Source organism: Trueperella bonasi (assembly GCF_030811535.1).
In the GTDB taxonomy this organism is placed as follows: domain Bacteria; phylum Actinomycetota; class Actinomycetes; order Actinomycetales; family Actinomycetaceae; genus Trueperella; species Trueperella bonasi.
In genome coordinates this window covers 196,827-212,613 of sequence record NZ_JAUSQX010000001.1, presented here as the reverse complement: position 1 = coordinate 212,613, position 15,787 = coordinate 196,827, and the positions used below count along the sequence as shown (strand labels likewise).

Here is a 15,787-nt window from a genome sequence, read left to right as displayed (position 1 = left end):
TACGTGGCTGATTACTACAAAATATTAGGCGTGGAACGCAACGCGACTCAGGCGGAAATTAAAAGGGCCTATCGCAAGAAAGCGCGCGAGCTTCACCCGGATGAAGCGGGCGGTGGTTCACCCGAAGAGTTCAAAGAGGTCAATAAAGCGTACGAAGTGCTCTCCAACGAAGAAAAGCGTCAACTTTATGACATCGGTGGGGAAGACGCCCTGTCAGGTAACGGTTTTGGCGGGGGAGGCTTTGGTGGCTTCCAAGATATCTTCGACAACTTCTTCGGTGGCGGAAACACCCGGCGTGGCCCGGTATCACGCATGCGGCGCGGCCAAAACGCCGTCGTTAGCCTGAGCCTAACTCTTGAAGAAGTTGTTTTCGGCGTTGAAAAGGAACTCAAACACGACGCCGTCATTGAATGCACACGCTGCCACGGCCACATGGCTGAACCGGGAACAGATCCCGTACCGTGCACAAACTGCGATGGCACGGGCGCCACTCAACGCCTCACCCAGTCCATATTTGGCCAAGTTATGGCGCAGACGACGTGCGGGCACTGCATGGGCTACGGAACCGTGATCGTCACCCCGTGTGGCGAATGTGCAGGAGAAGGGCGGGTGCGAGCATCCCAAACAATTGCGATCAACGTACCGGCCGGCGTGGCGAGCGGAATGCAAATTAAGCTAGCCGGCAAGGGCGATGCTGGCATTGCCGGAGGGCCACCGGGTGACTTTATTGCTGAAGTGAAAGTGGCGCCAGATCCGGTATTTACCCGCGAGGGAGATGATCTGCTGTGCACGCTAGAAATTCCGATGACTTCCGCCGCGCTGGGCACGAAAGTGACCATCGAGACCTTTGACGGCGAGCAGGAAATTGAACTCGAACCTGGCACTCAGGCCGGGCACGTCCAACGGCTGGAAGGTCTGGGCGTTGGCCGGTTACGGCGGCCTGGACGCGGCGATCTTAAAGTTCACTTGCAGGTGACGACGCCGACCAAGCTCGACTCGCGCCAGCGAGAATTACTCGAGGAATTCGCAAACATTCGCGGCGAGGGAACTGGTTCGCTAGTCCAAACATCTTCCTCCGTCTTTTCCCGAATCAAGGAACGTTTCACGGGCCGATGAGCAGACCTGTCTACGTGGATCCGGAATTGAGCGAGGCCGCGGAAGTGGTATTAACCGGAGGCGAAGCCCATCATGCGGCCACCGTGCGGCGCACGCAGATAGGCGATGAAATTGACATCGTGAACGGCAGCGGACTCCGCATAACAATCGAGGTGGAACAGGTATCGAAGACTGAGGTTGTTGGCCGTGCGCTTAAGGCCGTCCACGATGACCCAAGCTCTCCGCACCTGGTGATCGTTCAAGCGCTGGCAAAAGGGGGCCGCGATGAGCAGGCAGTGGAAACCTGCACGGAGTTTGGTGCTGACGCCTTTATCCCGTGGATGTCGCAGCGGACCATTGTGCGGTGGAACGATCGCAAGCGCGCGGAAAAAGGCCGCGCCAAACTGGCCGATACCGCGTGGGCAGCCGCCAAGCAGGCACGGCGATCATGGCTACCCACCGTCGAATCCGTAGTGACGACCCGCCAGCTCGTGGAGCACGTGCGAAATTTTCCCGGGCCTGTATACGTTTGCCACGAAGAGTCTAACGTACCTCTTGTAGATAGGCTGCCCGCAGCGGCTAAGCAGATCATGGTGATTATCGGCCCCGAAGGTGGAATTACCGCGGCTGAAGTGGAAAAACTTACGGATGCGGGTGCCGAACAGGTCCTGTTAGGCAAACACGTTTTACGCTCGGCCACGGCAGGAGCGTGGGCAAGCGCCGTTATTCGAGCAAAGCTCAGTTAGTATGGCAGTGATGGAATCTCAACAGACTGTGACCGTCCCGGATCGAATCCCGATGATTAATATTCTCGGTCACCGTGACGAAGTGTTGCGCGCTCTCGAAAAGGGCCTCGAACCGGTTAACATTCACGTTCTTGGCCAAGAGGTGACGTTGTCGGGCCCCGAGACCGACGTCGAACTCGCCGTCGATCTGATGAACGAACTTATTTCCGTGGCCGGTACCGGAGAACATTTAACGGTGGACGCCGTCGAACGAGCGATTACGATTTTACGCTCAGGCCTCGCTAAGCCGACAGACTTGCTCAACACGGACATTTTAACCAACAGGGGCAAGACGATTCGGCCCAAAACCCTCGGTCAGAAAGCCTATGTCGATGCGATAGATGCCAACACGATCGTCTTTGGAATCGGCCCTGCTGGAACGGGCAAAACCTATCTGGCAATGGCAAAAGCGGTGGTTGCGCTTCAGAAAAAAGAAGTCTCGCGCATCGTGCTCACCCGCCCCGTCGTCGAAGCCGGAGAGTCGCTTGGCTACCTTCCCGGTTCGCTCAATGACAAGGTCGATCCGTACATGCGGCCACTTTATGATGCTCTTTACGACATGATCGATTCAGAAGCGATTCTCAAGCTACTGGCAGCGGGCACGATAGAAGTGGCCCCGCTTGCGTACATGCGCGGTCGCACGCTCAACGATGCTTTTGTGATCCTAGATGAAGCACAAAATACGACGCCTGAGCAGATGAAAATGTTCCTCACCCGGCTTGGATTTAAATCCAAGATGATCATCACGGGGGATCTCACTCAGGTTGACCTCCCGAAAAACCAATCCTCTGGACTTGGGCTCGTGCGCCGGATTTTACGCGATGTGGACGGGATCAAATTCATTGAACTCGGCTCTGCCGACGTCGTCCGGCATCGGCTTGTTGCCGATATCATCGATGCTTACGCGCGATTTGATGCGGAATAGGGAACTCATGATTGAAGTTAATGACGAATCTGGTTTTGAGCCGGCGGTGGGAATTAATGAGCTTTCAGCACTCGCCACGTACGTCTTAGATGAAATGCGGGTCCATCCGCAGGCAGACTTGTCGATCCTGCTTGTTGACGAGAATCAGATGGAAGTGTTGCACGAGCAGTGGATGGATCTTCCAGGTCCAACAGACGTGCTTTCCTTCCCCATGGATGAATTACGGCCTGCGCCGCCGGGCGCAGAGCCGCAACCTGGGATGCTGGGCGATATTGTCATCTGCCCGGCCGTTGCTGCCCGCCAGGCCCTTGAATCAGGGCACGCGACTATGGAAGAGATCTTGCTCTTGCTCACCCACGGAATATTGCACCTCCTTGGCTACGATCACGCGGAAGAAGCCGAAAAGAAAGAAATGTTTGATCTGCAACGCCGTCTCCTTCTCACTTTCTTAGCCCGCAAGCCGCACGATGCGGGCTCGGGCGATATCGACGACGTCGCACCGGAGGTTAGCAGTGATTGAAGCTGAAGTTTCTCCCGTATTCGTCGCGGTTGTCACGATAATTGCACTCGTGCTCGCCGTGTTGGCCGGGATTATCGTGCAAGCATTGAATTCCGTTTCGCGGATGCGGATCAAACAGCTACCCGACCAAGACGCGCGAGCGGCACGGATCAACCAGATCTACGACCGGCGGCCGGCCGCGCTCGCTTCCGTGTCAGCTTTCCGAAATTTCTTCGTCATGGCTGTCGCCCTTGGGGTGAGTAGTTTCGTTGCCGATTACGTGCACGCACTGTGGAGCGTATGGCTGATCACGCTCGTCGTGGCCACGGTCCTGTTTATGCTCACCGCGCTGGTCCTGCCTGCGCAGTTGGGGCGTAAGCATTCTTTGAAAGTGTTGGATAAGACGGGCTGGTTCGTTTGGCCGCTTACGCGAGTCGGCTCAATTTTTGTGACCCGCAGGGAACCGGACGACGACGAACGCGAATCTCGTGACGAACGAGAACTTCAGGTCATGGTGGAGCGAGTATCCGAATCTGAAGTGCTTGAAGAAGATGAGCGTTCAATGCTGCAAAACATTTTTGAACTGTCAGACACGATTATTCGCGAAGTGATGATTCCGCGAACTGACATGGTCACCATCGACGCTGACGAAACCTTGGATCGTGCACTTTCGCTCTTTACTCGTTCCGGATTTTCGCGAATCCCCGTCACGGGGGAGAGCGTAGATGACCTGCGAGGTGTTCTTTACCTGAAGGACGTTATCCGGCGCACGCACCGCAGAACCGACACGGATGGGCTCGTGGCATCTAACGTCATGCGTGAGGCGCAGTTCGTGCCCGAATTTATGCTTGCTGACGAACTGTTGGAATTCATGCAAAAGAGCCAAAACCACATCGCGTTCGCTGTCGATGAGTACGGCGGTATCGCCGGTATGGTCACGATCGAAGACATCGTGGAAGAAATCGTCGGCGAAATGGTCGATGAACACGATCGCGCCCAACCCGAGGTTGAAGAATTATCCCCGGGGGTTTATCGCGTTCCGGCCAGGTTGCCTATCGACGACCTCGTTGAACTTTTCGGGATCGATTTCGAAGACGACGACGTCGATACGGTCGGCGGCCTCCTAACGAAAAGCTTGGGACGCATACCAATCCGTGGATCCGAAACGGAAACTGGCGGCCTGTCGCTCACGGCCGATCGATTTGGTGGCCGTAAGAAGAGGCTATCCACCGTGATCGTTCAAAAGGCAGAGCCCGAAGAAGAAGGTAGCGACGATGAGTGAATACCCAGAAGATTACCGCGCGGGCTTCGTGTCTGTCGTCGGCAGACCAAACGCCGGAAAATCGACCCTCATGAATGCCATGGTCGGCACGAAGATCGCAATCACCGCCGACCAGCCGGAAACAACTCGCCGCGTGATCCGAGGAATTGTGCATCGGGACGATGGCCAACTTATCCTCGTTGATACCCCCGGCGTGCATCGCCCGCGAACCCTGTTGGGCGAACGCCTCAACGACATGGTCGGCGAGGCTCTATCCGGCGTCGACGCGGTCGTGCTGTGCATGCCAGCCGACGAACCGGCAGGTCCAGGTGACCGGTTCATTCTCGACTCGGTCAAAAAAACAAATGCCCCCATCTTTGCCGTGCTCACTAAAACAGACAAAGTGAATCGGGACGTGCTGGCCGAGCGGATTATCGAAGTTTCTGACATGTACGAATTTGCTGAGATAGTTCCGGTCTCAGCCGTCGCTGGCGATCAGGTGACGCTACTTGCAGATCTGCTCATCGAGCGCATGCCACAAAGTCCGCCGCTGTATCCCAAGGACATGATCACCGATGAAAGCGAAGAAGAACGCATCGCCGAACTGATCCGCGAAGCAGCTCTCGTGGGAGTGCGCGAAGAACTGCCGCACTCGATCGCCGTCCTCGTTGAAGAAATGGTTGAACGGCCACGTAAAGAGGGCGATGATCGCCCGCCTGTGATGGCAATTAGCGCGCACATGTTCGTTGAACGACCATCGCAAAAAGGTATCGTGATAGGTAAGGGCGGGCAGCGATTGAAACGAGTCGGTAAGCAGGCGCGCGAAAATATTGAGCGTCTGCTTGGCCAGCCCGTGTATCTTGACCTGCATGTGAAGGTAGCCAAAGAATGGCAACGTGATCCGAAAATGTTGGGGCGACTTGGATTTTGAACGCGGCAAAGGAGACGGGGCGGCGGCGAATGCCACTGGTCGTCATCTGGCTTGTCACCGTACTCATTTTGGGCACGTGGGGAGTGTGGGCAGGGCCGGGTTGGTCTCCGCAACCAATGACTAACCTGATTGTTCCAACGACGACGTCCACCCACATCAGTACAGCAATTCCCACGCCCGACGTGGGAACGTATACGGTGACCGAATCCGTCCATGAAATTACGGGCCCGCAGGGTCAACCCCTCAAAGTCACTCTTCGCAAGCCGGAGGGGGTTGACGGACAGCGCCCCGGCGTCGTGCTACTTCACGGAACCGGTACGTCTACCCACCAGGCATTCAAGCAGCATGCGACTTGGCTTGCCTCTGCCGGGATTGTGACCGCGGTTCCAGACAAGATGACGGAAAGCTACACCGCGCTTTCCCGCGACTATCAAGCACTTGCTGAGGGTTATCACGCCGTCGCCGATTGGTTGCGGGAACAGCCCTCCGTTTACCGGCGTGACGTTGGCTATTACGCCGAGTCTGAGGGAGCGCTAATCGCACCCATTTCAGTGGTGCGAGATCAGCGTGCCTCATTCCTCATTCTGGTATCAGATCCCGTTATGCCGATCCGCGAGCAGGGGGCGCTCGCGGCCGTTACGTACTTGCGCCAATTGGGAGTTCCCGATCAGATTTACAGTGCGATACCGCGCCTAATATCCGGCGCGATCGCTGACGGCAATTTTCTTTATGCCAACTTCGATCCAAGCCCCTACCACAGGCAAATCACGCAGCCGGTATTCATGGCCTACGGGACGAATGATCTTTCCATGCCTATCGTTCAAGGCCCAATCATGCTGGCAGAAGACCTCGCAAAGGCTGAAAATACCGATCTGGTATTGCGCTATTACGAAAATGCCGATCACGGGCTACGGATCAATGGTGAACTGCAGCAAGATCCATATCAAGATATCGCCGATTTTATTAATGATTTGCCCAGTTCGGTGCAGATGAGCAATCAGGTAGCGGGCGCCCAACCTCGCCAAGACTATATTGCACAAACGATTGATACCCCGCGATGGTTCGGGTCGGGCGACGCGATGATTACCCTGTTAGCGGCGGGCGTACTGCTCGTAGTTATCGGTGCCGCAATGACGACGGTTGGGCGGTTGCCGATTCTCGGACATCAGCAAACTTACCGCGGCGTGGGCAGGCCGATGGTGGCAAGCGCTGCCATGGTTATTCTCTCGTGGCTCGCGTTCCTGGGATACGTGATAGCGATTGCGAATCTTGCCCTGTCTTACGAAACAAACCGCTGGGTTGTGCAAGGTGGCTGGCTAGGTATTCAACTGCTGTCTTTGGGGGCGGTTTTCTTATTGGTGCGCGCAGGTCGCACATGGGCGGACACGCCGATGTTGACGCGCGAAGCAGGTGCAAACCTACGCGTGCTGCTTTGCGGGCAGGTGCTCTTGTTATTTGCACTGGCATATTGGGGCGTGTACCCGAGTCCGCTGACCCCATAGGAAGCACCGTCGGCACTTCCAATCTCCCGAAACCTCCGTTACGAGCGTAGGATGGTGCTCGATTAAAAAGAGAGTGGGCCTATGGTAGACAAACTCGCTATACAAACGGTCACGGTCACCGATGCCGGGCTAGTTCGAGAGCGCAACGAAGATCGACTGCACGTGTCGGATCAACTTTTTGTGATTGCCGACGGAATGGGCGGGCATTCTCTTGGTGATGCCGCCGCTGAGTTCGTTGTAGAGGCGCTGGCAAGCACTGCCGATGAGCTGGAAACTGCCGACTTTGAGACCAGAAAGTCCACGATTACGGAAGCGCTCACCGAAGCGGCGCGAGCCATTGAAAGACATGTTGACAGCGTTTATAACTCGGAGGGCTCGAAGCAGATTCTCGACTTTGGCCACGCTGCGGGGAGCACCGTAGTGGGTCTGCACCTGGGTGAAAATCCGCTAGTTTTTCACGTGGGCGACTCGCGCCTGTACAGGTATCGTAACGAGATTTTGACGCGGTTAACTCGTGACCACTCGCTCGTTCAGGAGATGGTTGACATGTGTGAAATATTGGAACGGGACGCTCATCATCATCCCCATCGCAATATCATCACTCGTGCTATTGGTACCTATGGTCCGCCGGACGTCGAATTTTCCGAAGTTGAGCTTCGCGCCGGAGATTTGGTGATGCTGTGTTCTGACGGGCTCAGTGATGAACTATTAGATGAACGTATGGAGGGCATCTTCCGCACGACGCACGGCGTTGAGCAGATTGCGAAAGAGCTCTTATCGGCCGCTTTGGACGAGGGTGGAAAGGACAATATTTCCATCGTGCTTATTGAGATTGAGAACTAACGCGAGCACATGCGGATACTTAGCCGTGCGGATTTGTCAGTGTTATCCGCCCACTAGGTGGGCATCTGGTGTGACAAATCGAAAATCGCGAGTAGTCTAGCCTTATGCACATGGCGCTTCTCCTTAGTTGCCGCGGCGAGGTCAGCTGCTGACACCTCCCCGCGGGTATCTGTGTTAGCTATCTGTAAAATCCGCCTTATGACTGGGAGAATTTAAATGAAAACTGAAGGCTTTGGTCATCGTCAACTGCCCTCACATATGCCAATTTCGAAGTACCGGCACTTTCTTGACACGAACCCTGTAAGTCTGCCCGATCGCACGTGGCCAAATAACCGGATCACGAAGGCGCCGCGCTGGCTGTCAACCGATTTACGCGATGGTAATCAGGCACTTATCGATCCGATGGATCCCGATCGGAAACGAAAACTATTTGATCTGTTGGTGGAAATCGGGATCAAGGAGATTGAGGTCGGTTTCCCAGCGGCTTCGAAGGCGGACTTTGATTTTGTGCGTTCACTAGTTGACGACGACGCCGTTCCCGCGGACGTAACAATCTCGGTGCTTACGCAGTCTCGGCCGGACATCATTCACCGAACTGTCGATGCCCTGCAGGGCTTGCCACGTGCAACCGTGCACTTGTACAACGCAACTGCGCCAGTTTTCCGTGACGTCGTTTTCCGCATGGATAAGGAGCAGATTAAGCAGCTGGCCATTTCGGGAACGCAAGAGCTTGTTGCGTACATGGAAAAGTCCTTCGGAGATGAGACTGTGGCGGGCTTTGAGTATTCGCCCGAAATTTTCGTTGATACCGAGCTCGATTTCGCACTCGAGGTGTGCGAGGCCGTCATGGACGTGTGGGAGCCCGGACCGGATCGGGAGATTATCTTGAATCTTCCAACCACTGTAGAACGTTCGACTCCCAATGTTTACGCCGATCAGATCGAGTGGATGAGCCGCAATCTTTCCCGGCGCGAGTTCATTGCCCTTTCCGCTCACAATCACAACGATCGGGGTACGGGAGTGGCGACCACGGAACTCGCGATGCTGGCCGGCGTCGATCGTGTTGAAGGATGCCTGTTTGGGCAGGGCGAGCGAACAGGCAATGTTGATCTGATAACTGTGGCTTTGAACTTGTTCTCGGATGGCATCGATCCGCAACTGGACTTTTCAAACTTGCCCAAGATTCGTAGCGTTGTCGAGTATTGCACGGGCATGGAAGTGCCCGCACGTGCACCGTACGGTGGCGATCTCGTGTATACCTCCTTCTCAGGTTCGCATCAGGATGCGATTAAGAAGGGCTTTGCCGATCGGGCGAAGAAGGTGGCCGAGGCGGGTGGCGACGAAAACGCCGTCGTGTGGGAACTGCCCTATCTGCCGATTGATCCAATGGACGTTGGCGGAACCTACGAGGCTGTTGTTCGCGTGAACTCGCAGTCGGGCAAGGGCGGTGTTGCGTATCTACTATCGTCGACGCGCCACCTTGACCTGCCGAGGCGCCTGCAAGTCGAGGTTTCCAATCTCGTCCAGCACCGGACGGATTTGGTGGGCGGTGAGGTAACCGCGGACGAGTTGTGGAAGATTTTTACTGACGAATATCTCCCATATACCCATGCTGAGGGCTTGAAACCCTGGGGGCGTTTCACCCTTCGCGGTATTACTGCAACCACCGAAGATCAAGGCAAGGAAACTGTGTTGACCGTGACTCTGTCGGAGCGCCGCGACGATGGTTCCGACGTCGACCACACGGTGGCCTCTCGGGGCAATGGACCGATTGACGCTTTTACGAAGGCGCTTCAAGAATTCGACCTGGACGTGGACGTTCTCGACTACGCCGAGCACGCTCTTTCTGAGGGCGGGGACGCGACGGCGGCCTCGTACGTCGAATGTGACGTTAACGGCCAGGTACTGTGGGGCGTGGGGATCGATCCGTCCACAATGACCTCCGGGTTCAAGGCGATTATCTCAGCGGTAAACCGGGCGCTTCGCTAACGCTGTGCGGATTCGCCTCACCGGTTTTGCCTGCGAAAGTGAAATAATAGCCCGGTGAAGACCTACCGTGATGATGCCATCGTGCTCCGCCAACACGATTTGGGTGAAGCCGACCGCATTATCACTATGCTCTCGCGCGGGCACGGTAAGATCCGCGCGGTTGCCAAGGGTGTGCGACGTACGAAGTCACGCTTTGGAGCGAGAGTGGAGCCGTTTGCTCTGGTCGATATTCAGCTGTACAAGGGGCGGAATTTGGATACCATCACCCAGGTCGAATCGCGCAACCAATACGGCCGAACACTATCAACGAATTACGATGCTTACACTGCGGCCTCGGCCATGTTAGAGCTCGCCGATCGACTCACTGGTGATGACCCGGATCTCGAGCAGTTCCAGTTACTTCACGGCGCACTCCACGCGGCAGCAACTGGTAAGCACACGCCGGATCTCGTTCTGGGTTCCTACATGCTCCGTGCGATGGCGCTGTCTGGTTGGGAGCTAGCCATCTTTGAATGTGCGATCTGCGGTGTGCCCGGCCCGCACGAGGCATTGCACGTTCCATCCGGAGGCGCGGTGTGTGACGATTGTCGCCCGCCCGGCTCGACCATCCCAACTGTAGATACGTGGCAGCTTATCGGCGCGCTCAACGAGGGTGACTGGAAAATCGTTGATCGTGCCGATGTTGCGGCTAGGAAATCCGCCGGCCCCGTCATCTCCGCGTTTGTCCAATGGCAACTGGAAACCAAAGTGAAGTCGTTACGCCTAGTGAGCGTAGATGAGGGGGCGTGATGGACTCGGTTCGAAGCGGCCACGGGCTACACGTGGCAATTGTGATGGACGGCAATGGCAGGTGGGCAAATGCCCGCGGGCTTCCACGAACCGAAGGGCATAAAGCAGGCGAAGATGCCCTTATGGACGTCATTGCGGGAGCGATCGAATCCGGCGTCTCAGTTTTGTCCGTCTACGCCTTTTCCACAGAAAATTGGAAGCGATCACCGCGTGAGGTTTCCTTTCTCATGGGCTATTCTCGCGAGGTCATTCGGCGGCGTCGCGATGAACTGAATTCATGGGGAGTGCGGATCTTATGGTCAGGGCGCCAAGCACGCCTGTGGGGTTCAGTTCTCAAAGAACTTAAGGAAGCAGAGCGTCTTACTCGCCACAACTCGACCATCACGTTGAATTTCTGCGTCAATTACGGCGGGCGGGCAGAAATTGCCGATGCCGCTGCCCGTCTTGCGGAAGATGTCAAACGCGGACTGGTGCACCCTTCCCAAATTAATCCGGATCTGCTGGGCCAGTACATGTACCAGCCGGATCTGCCGGATGTCGATTTGTTTATCCGAACCGGAGGTGAGCAGCGCACCTCGAATTTTTTGCTGTGGGAATCGCCCTACGCGGAACTCATCTTCGTTGACGAGGCATGGCCGGAATTCGATCGGCATTCGCTTTGGAGATGCCTCGAGCAGTATTCCGGCCGGAACCGTAGGTTCGGGGGAGCACGTGACGCCGTCGCTGACCCGCAGATATAAACGCTGAAGATAAGGGTCTACTCGAGGGGGTGCGTATTTCCACTCGAAAAAACGTCTTTTTCGGCTCGAGCATCGATGTGAACGCTCAGACTCATCACTTTTACGCATCTCCTGACCTATACGACGTTTTCGAGCGTCCACGTGCCCCCGCTTCGGTGCCCGGCACCTGGGCGCCTACGCGGGAATCTTTGGCAGCGCGTAGAATATAAGGCATGTTCCAACGTCTTGATCTTCGCGGAAGCAACTTAACGCGCGCAGAACTCACCGATCGCCTGCCGCGCGCACAAGTTGATATCGATGCCGCTCTCGAGTCCGTGCGCCCGATTATTGATCGCGTCCGAGCCGAAGGGGCCAGTGCGCTACGTTCGTTAGCTGAGACCTTCGACGGGGTACGCCCAGAGCATCTGCGTGTGCCGCAAGAAGAGCTTGACCGTGCCGAAGCAGATTTAAGCGACGAGCTTCGCGAAGCTCTTTTGCTGTCGATTGAACATAATCGCGCCGGCCACAAGGCACAGCTACCGGTCGAAACCCAAACGGAAATTGTTCCAGGGGGAGTGGTACGCCAACGGTGGATACCCGTCCAGCGTGTCGGGCTCTACGTTCCCGGCGGCTTGGCCGTCTATCCCTCTTCCGTCATCCATAATGCGGTTGCGGCGCAATGCGCGGGAGTCGAGGACGTCGCGCTTGCTTCACCTCCGCAAAAAGAGTTCGGTGGCCTTCCCCATCCGACCATCTTGGCCGCCTGTAAGCTCCTCGGCATTAGCGAGGTTTATGCGGTTGGGGGAGCTCAAGCGATCGCGATGTTTGCCTACGGCGCCGAGGGCGAACCTGGAACCTCAGACCCGTACGTGTTGTGTGAACCGGTAGATGTGGTGACCGGCCCAGGCAACATTTACGTTGCGGCAGCAAAGCGGGCCGTGCACGGCGTCGTCGGTATCGATGCCGAAGCTGGGACCACCGAGATCGCCATCATTGCTGACCAACAGGCGAACCCTGACTACGTGGCCGCAGATCTTCTTTCGCAGGCTGAACACGATCCGGCAGCGGCCTCGGTACTGATCACACACTCTGAAGAATTTGCAGATACTTGTGAGGCTGCAATCGTGGCACAGGCGAAAATGACCAAGCACTCCGAGCGCGTCAGAACCGCACTTAGCGGACCGCAGTCGGGCATCGTGCTCGTAGATAACCTAGACGCGGCAATCGACGTCGCCAACGCCTACGCCGCAGAACACTTGGAAATCCACACCGAAAATGCCGCCTATGATGCCAAGCGCATCCGCAACGCCGGGGCTATTTTTGTTGGTCCTTACACACCGGTTCCGCTCGGTGATTACATGGCTGGCTCAAATCACGTCTTGCCTACAGGTGGAACCGCACGGTTTGCAGCCGGGCTCAACGTGATGGCCTATATCAAGTCAGTGCAGGAAATCGAATACACCAGCGAGGCAATGGCAGGGATGGAAGGCCCGCTCACGGCCCTTGCCAACGATGAGGACCTTCCCGCCCACGGCGATGCCCTCGCCATACGCACTGGTAACTATCGACACGGTGGGCAGCGTGAGAAGAACGTGGAGGAACAATGACCCTCCCGTTACGCGAAGAATTTATCGGCCAAGAACCTTACGGCGCGCCGCAACTTCAGGTGTCTGTAGTGCTCAACACGAACGAAAATCCCTACCCGCCCGAATCGAAAGTTATTGACGAGATTGCGAGGCGAGTGGCTAGCGCCAGCGCTAATCTCAACAGGTATCCCGATCGCGAATTCACGGAACTGAAGGAAGGCCTCGCAAAATATTTGGCGGCCGAATCAGGAGTTGCGGTTCCGGCAAGCCAGGTCTGGGCGGCCAACGGATCAAACGAGATCATGCTCCAGATCCTCCAAGCCTTTGCCGGCCCGGCTCGTACCGTATTGACCTTTTCTCCCTCGTATTCGATGTATCAGGAGTACGCGCGCAATGTGTACTCGGACTTTGTAGAGATTCCTCGCGGAGATGATTTCAGCATTAACATCGCCGAAGCGCCGAGTATATTTGCGGACCACAAGCCATCGGTGGTTCTTATCGCTTCGCCGAACAATCCCACTGGAACCGCGATAGAACAAGCCGAATTGCGAAAGATCTTAGATGCGAGCATCGGCTGCGGCCCCGAGGTGGGTGGACGGGTAACCGATGCGATCGTCGTTGTGGACGAGGCGTACGGAGAATTCAGGCGCGACGGCGTGCCAAGTGCACTCGAGCTTTTGGCAGAGTATCCGAACCTTATCGTTACACGCACAATGTCCAAGGCATTCGGCGCTGCCGGCCTGCGCCTTGGCTACATGGCGGCAAGTCAAGAGATCGTCGACTCGGTGCGGATCGTACGGCTGCCCTATCACCTGTCCGCAGTCAGCCAAGCAGCTGCCCTTGGCGCGCTTTCCCACCGCGATTCATTGATGAAACAAGTCAACCAGATTCGGACTGATCGCGATCACCTATCCCAATCACTCGAAAAAATGGGGCTCGAGGTGGCTACTTCGGACGCAAACTTCATCATGTTCGGCACTTTTACAGATCGCCACAAAATATGGCAAAGACTGCTTGATCAAGGGATTTTAATTCGCGAAGTTGGGCCAGATGGCTGGCTTCGTGTGAGTATTGGTACGCCGCATGAAAATGAGGCGTTTGTTACCGGGCTGAAGGAGGCCATGAAATGAGCCGAGTCGGAAAAGTCGAGCGAACAACTGCGGAATCGACAGTCAAGGTAGAAATAGATCTTGACGGTACTGGTAAATCCGTAATCAGCACGGGAGTGCCATTCTACGATCACATGCTCACGGCGCTGTCGAAGCATTCGCTTATCGATATGACGATCGAGGCCGAGGGCGACGTCGAAGTCGATGTACACCACACGGTTGAAGACACCGCCATTTGCCTTGGCCAAGCGCTGAAGATCGCACTGGGGGATAAGCGCGGGATCGCGCGTTTTGGTGACGCGCTTGTGCCGCTCGATGAATCTTTGGCCCGTGCTGTCGTCGATGTTTCCGGCCGCGCCTACGTGGTTCACCGCGGAGAGCCCGAAGGGCAGGAGTACCACCTGATCGGTGGGCACTTCACCGGGTCTATGACTAGGCACGTGTTCGAATCCTTTGCGCTAAACGCAGATATCTGCCTGCACATTGAACTGGTATACGGCCGCGACCCGCACCACATCGTCGAGGCCCAATTTAAGGCGCTGGCCCGTGCGCTTCGCACCGCAGTTGAAAAAGACCCACGGGTTGATGGCGTACCATCCACGAAAGGTGCCCTGTGAGCAAGACGCGTTACGTGGTTCTCACGCCGTTCGCCCGGCCTGAAATTGTGGCTGGAACGCTGCGGTTGCGCGGCATCGAAGCCCATGTCATCGGTACCAAATCAGGTGTGTGCGTCGTGCGCGATGTTAAAAAGCCAGAATTTAGCGATTGGGATATCGCCGAATTACTTGGTGGAGAACCTGAAGGGCAAACCGAAACAGAAGATCCGTCGGACAATCCGGATAATATCGCGGGCCCACTTTCCGAATTATCCAATTACGGCGTCGTGCTACTTAGCGCCGAACTAGGCGACGACGTCGGCGGCGAATCCGGCGTTTCCGGTGTTGTGACAGCCGTGAGATATCTGAGTGGAAAGCGTTCAGAAGAAGTACAGGCTGGACTGTTGTTGAACGCGGTAGATCTGAAAGTTGAGCAGTTAATCGTTGGCGATATTGATCTTGCCACGCATGCGATTGCAACCGCAGATCTGACCATCGACGACGTAGCAAAGTACCTTGGAGTAAAGAAAGACGAGGAATGATCGCAGTCGTAGACCTCGGTCAAGATAGCGCAACGCTTACCCAGGCCCTGCGGAGTTTGGGTGCGGACGTTTTGGTAACAAGCGATCCCGAGTTCCTACGTGAAGCAAACGGACTCATCCTAGATACTGGTGCGCCGATGGATACTACGATGGAAAAGCTTAAAGCAATGCGTGCAGACCGAATGATCGAACGCCGCATCGCCGGCGGGCGGCCAGTTCTAGGTATCGGCACCGGAATGCACGCGATGTTCGAGCGGAGCACCGAACCCGCGGCCGAAGGACTCGCGCAAATACCGGGGATCGTTGAGACGTTGCCTGCACCTCGCACCCAGTGGGCGCGCGTAAAAGCGCCCTGCGAATCCGTGCTATTTGAAGGCATAGAAGATCAGCAGTTTTATTTTGAGCACGCGCACGCAGTCCACAGCGATCCGGCTGCCGAGCTCACGGAGGAGCTTTTCGACCCGCCACTGGTAGCCTTTTGCGAGTGTGAATCGCCTATCGTCGCCGCACTAGAATACGGGCCACTGATGGCAACTCAATTTCATCCAGAAAGATCAGCAGATGCAGGGCTGGAACTCCTGCGCAATTGGCTAGCAACGTGTTAGCCCGAGAAAGG

At 56.1% G+C, this 15,787-nt stretch carries 16 protein-coding genes; all 16 read left to right on the top strand.

The features are described 5' to 3' along the window. Positions 1 to 3: 3 nt before the first annotated feature. The 16 genes from dnaJ (at position 4) to J2S70_RS00905 (ending at position 15,776) form a co-directional block, all read left to right on the top strand. On the top strand, positions 4 to 1,116 hold the full coding sequence (gene dnaJ / locus J2S70_RS00980; RefSeq protein ID WP_307681886.1) for a molecular chaperone DnaJ: 1,113 nt from the start codon (positions 4 to 6) through the stop codon (positions 1,114 to 1,116). Further along, entirely contained in the window at positions 1,113 to 1,841 is a 729-nt protein-coding gene (locus J2S70_RS00975; RefSeq protein ID WP_307681885.1) for a 16S rRNA (uracil(1498)-N(3))-methyltransferase, read from the top strand. Before dnaJ ends, J2S70_RS00975 begins: the two co-directional genes overlap by 4 nt. Before the next feature lie 10 nt (positions 1,842 to 1,851). After that, positions 1,852 to 2,805, top strand: a complete 954-nt coding sequence (locus tag J2S70_RS00970) for a PhoH family protein (RefSeq protein ID WP_307681884.1) — start codon at positions 1,852 to 1,854, stop codon at positions 2,803 to 2,805. A gap of 7 nt (positions 2,806 to 2,812) precedes the next feature. After that, positions 2,813 to 3,325, top strand: coding sequence for an rRNA maturation RNase YbeY (ybeY, locus tag J2S70_RS00965; RefSeq protein ID WP_307681883.1), 513 nt, complete (start codon positions 2,813 to 2,815; stop codon positions 3,323 to 3,325). Further along, positions 3,318 to 4,586, top strand: coding sequence for a hemolysin family protein (locus J2S70_RS00960; RefSeq protein WP_307681882.1), 1,269 nt, complete (start codon positions 3,318 to 3,320; stop codon positions 4,584 to 4,586). Before ybeY ends, J2S70_RS00960 begins: the two co-directional genes overlap by 8 nt. Next, entirely contained in the window at positions 4,579 to 5,496 is a 918-nt protein-coding gene (gene era / locus J2S70_RS00955) for a GTPase Era (protein WP_307681881.1), read from the top strand. The genes J2S70_RS00960 and era overlap by 8 nt, the downstream gene beginning before the upstream one ends. 29 nt (positions 5,497 to 5,525) lie before the next feature. Then, entirely contained in the window at positions 5,526 to 6,998 is a 1,473-nt protein-coding gene (locus J2S70_RS00950; protein WP_307681880.1) for an alpha/beta hydrolase family protein, read from the top strand. Positions 6,999 to 7,079: 81 nt separating this feature from the next. Then, positions 7,080 to 7,841 (top strand): PP2C family protein-serine/threonine phosphatase, encoded by a 762-nt coding sequence (locus J2S70_RS00945; protein WP_307681879.1) that lies wholly within the window; start codon positions 7,080 to 7,082, stop codon positions 7,839 to 7,841. A 216-nt stretch (positions 7,842 to 8,057) separates the two neighbouring features. Next, complete coding sequence (leuA, locus tag J2S70_RS00940; RefSeq protein WP_307681878.1) at positions 8,058 to 9,830, top strand: 2-isopropylmalate synthase; 1,773 nt, start codon at positions 8,058 to 8,060, stop codon at positions 9,828 to 9,830. Between the two features lie 54 nt (positions 9,831 to 9,884). Further along, positions 9,885 to 10,619 (top strand): DNA repair protein RecO, encoded by a 735-nt coding sequence (gene recO, locus J2S70_RS00935; RefSeq protein WP_307681877.1) that lies wholly within the window; start codon positions 9,885 to 9,887, stop codon positions 10,617 to 10,619. Next, positions 10,619 to 11,359 (top strand): polyprenyl diphosphate synthase, encoded by a 741-nt coding sequence (gene uppS / locus J2S70_RS00930; protein ID WP_307681876.1) that lies wholly within the window; start codon positions 10,619 to 10,621, stop codon positions 11,357 to 11,359. The genes recO and uppS overlap by 1 nt, the downstream gene beginning before the upstream one ends. A 212-nt stretch (positions 11,360 to 11,571) precedes the next feature. After that, the gene (gene hisD, locus J2S70_RS00925; protein WP_307681875.1) at positions 11,572 to 12,945 is read left to right on the top strand and encodes a histidinol dehydrogenase; all 1,374 of its coding nucleotides are present in this window, start codon (positions 11,572 to 11,574) and stop codon (positions 12,943 to 12,945) included. Further along, positions 12,942 to 14,054, top strand: coding sequence for a histidinol-phosphate transaminase (locus J2S70_RS00920; protein WP_307681874.1), 1,113 nt, complete (start codon positions 12,942 to 12,944; stop codon positions 14,052 to 14,054). Before hisD ends, J2S70_RS00920 begins: the two co-directional genes overlap by 4 nt. Beyond that, entirely contained in the window at positions 14,051 to 14,650 is a 600-nt protein-coding gene (hisB, locus tag J2S70_RS00915; RefSeq protein ID WP_307681873.1) for an imidazoleglycerol-phosphate dehydratase HisB, read from the top strand. The genes J2S70_RS00920 and hisB overlap by 4 nt, the downstream gene beginning before the upstream one ends. Then, positions 14,647 to 15,171 carry a hypothetical protein gene (locus J2S70_RS00910; RefSeq protein WP_307681872.1) on the top strand — a complete coding sequence of 175 codons (525 nt, stop codon included), beginning with the start codon at positions 14,647 to 14,649 and terminating at the stop codon, positions 15,169 to 15,171. The genes hisB and J2S70_RS00910 overlap by 4 nt, the downstream gene beginning before the upstream one ends. Beyond that, a complete protein-coding gene (locus J2S70_RS00905; RefSeq protein WP_307681871.1) occupies positions 15,168 to 15,776 on the top strand; it encodes an imidazole glycerol phosphate synthase subunit HisH in 609 nt (202 codons plus the stop codon). Before J2S70_RS00910 ends, J2S70_RS00905 begins: the two co-directional genes overlap by 4 nt. Positions 15,777 to 15,787 lie beyond the last annotated feature (11 nt).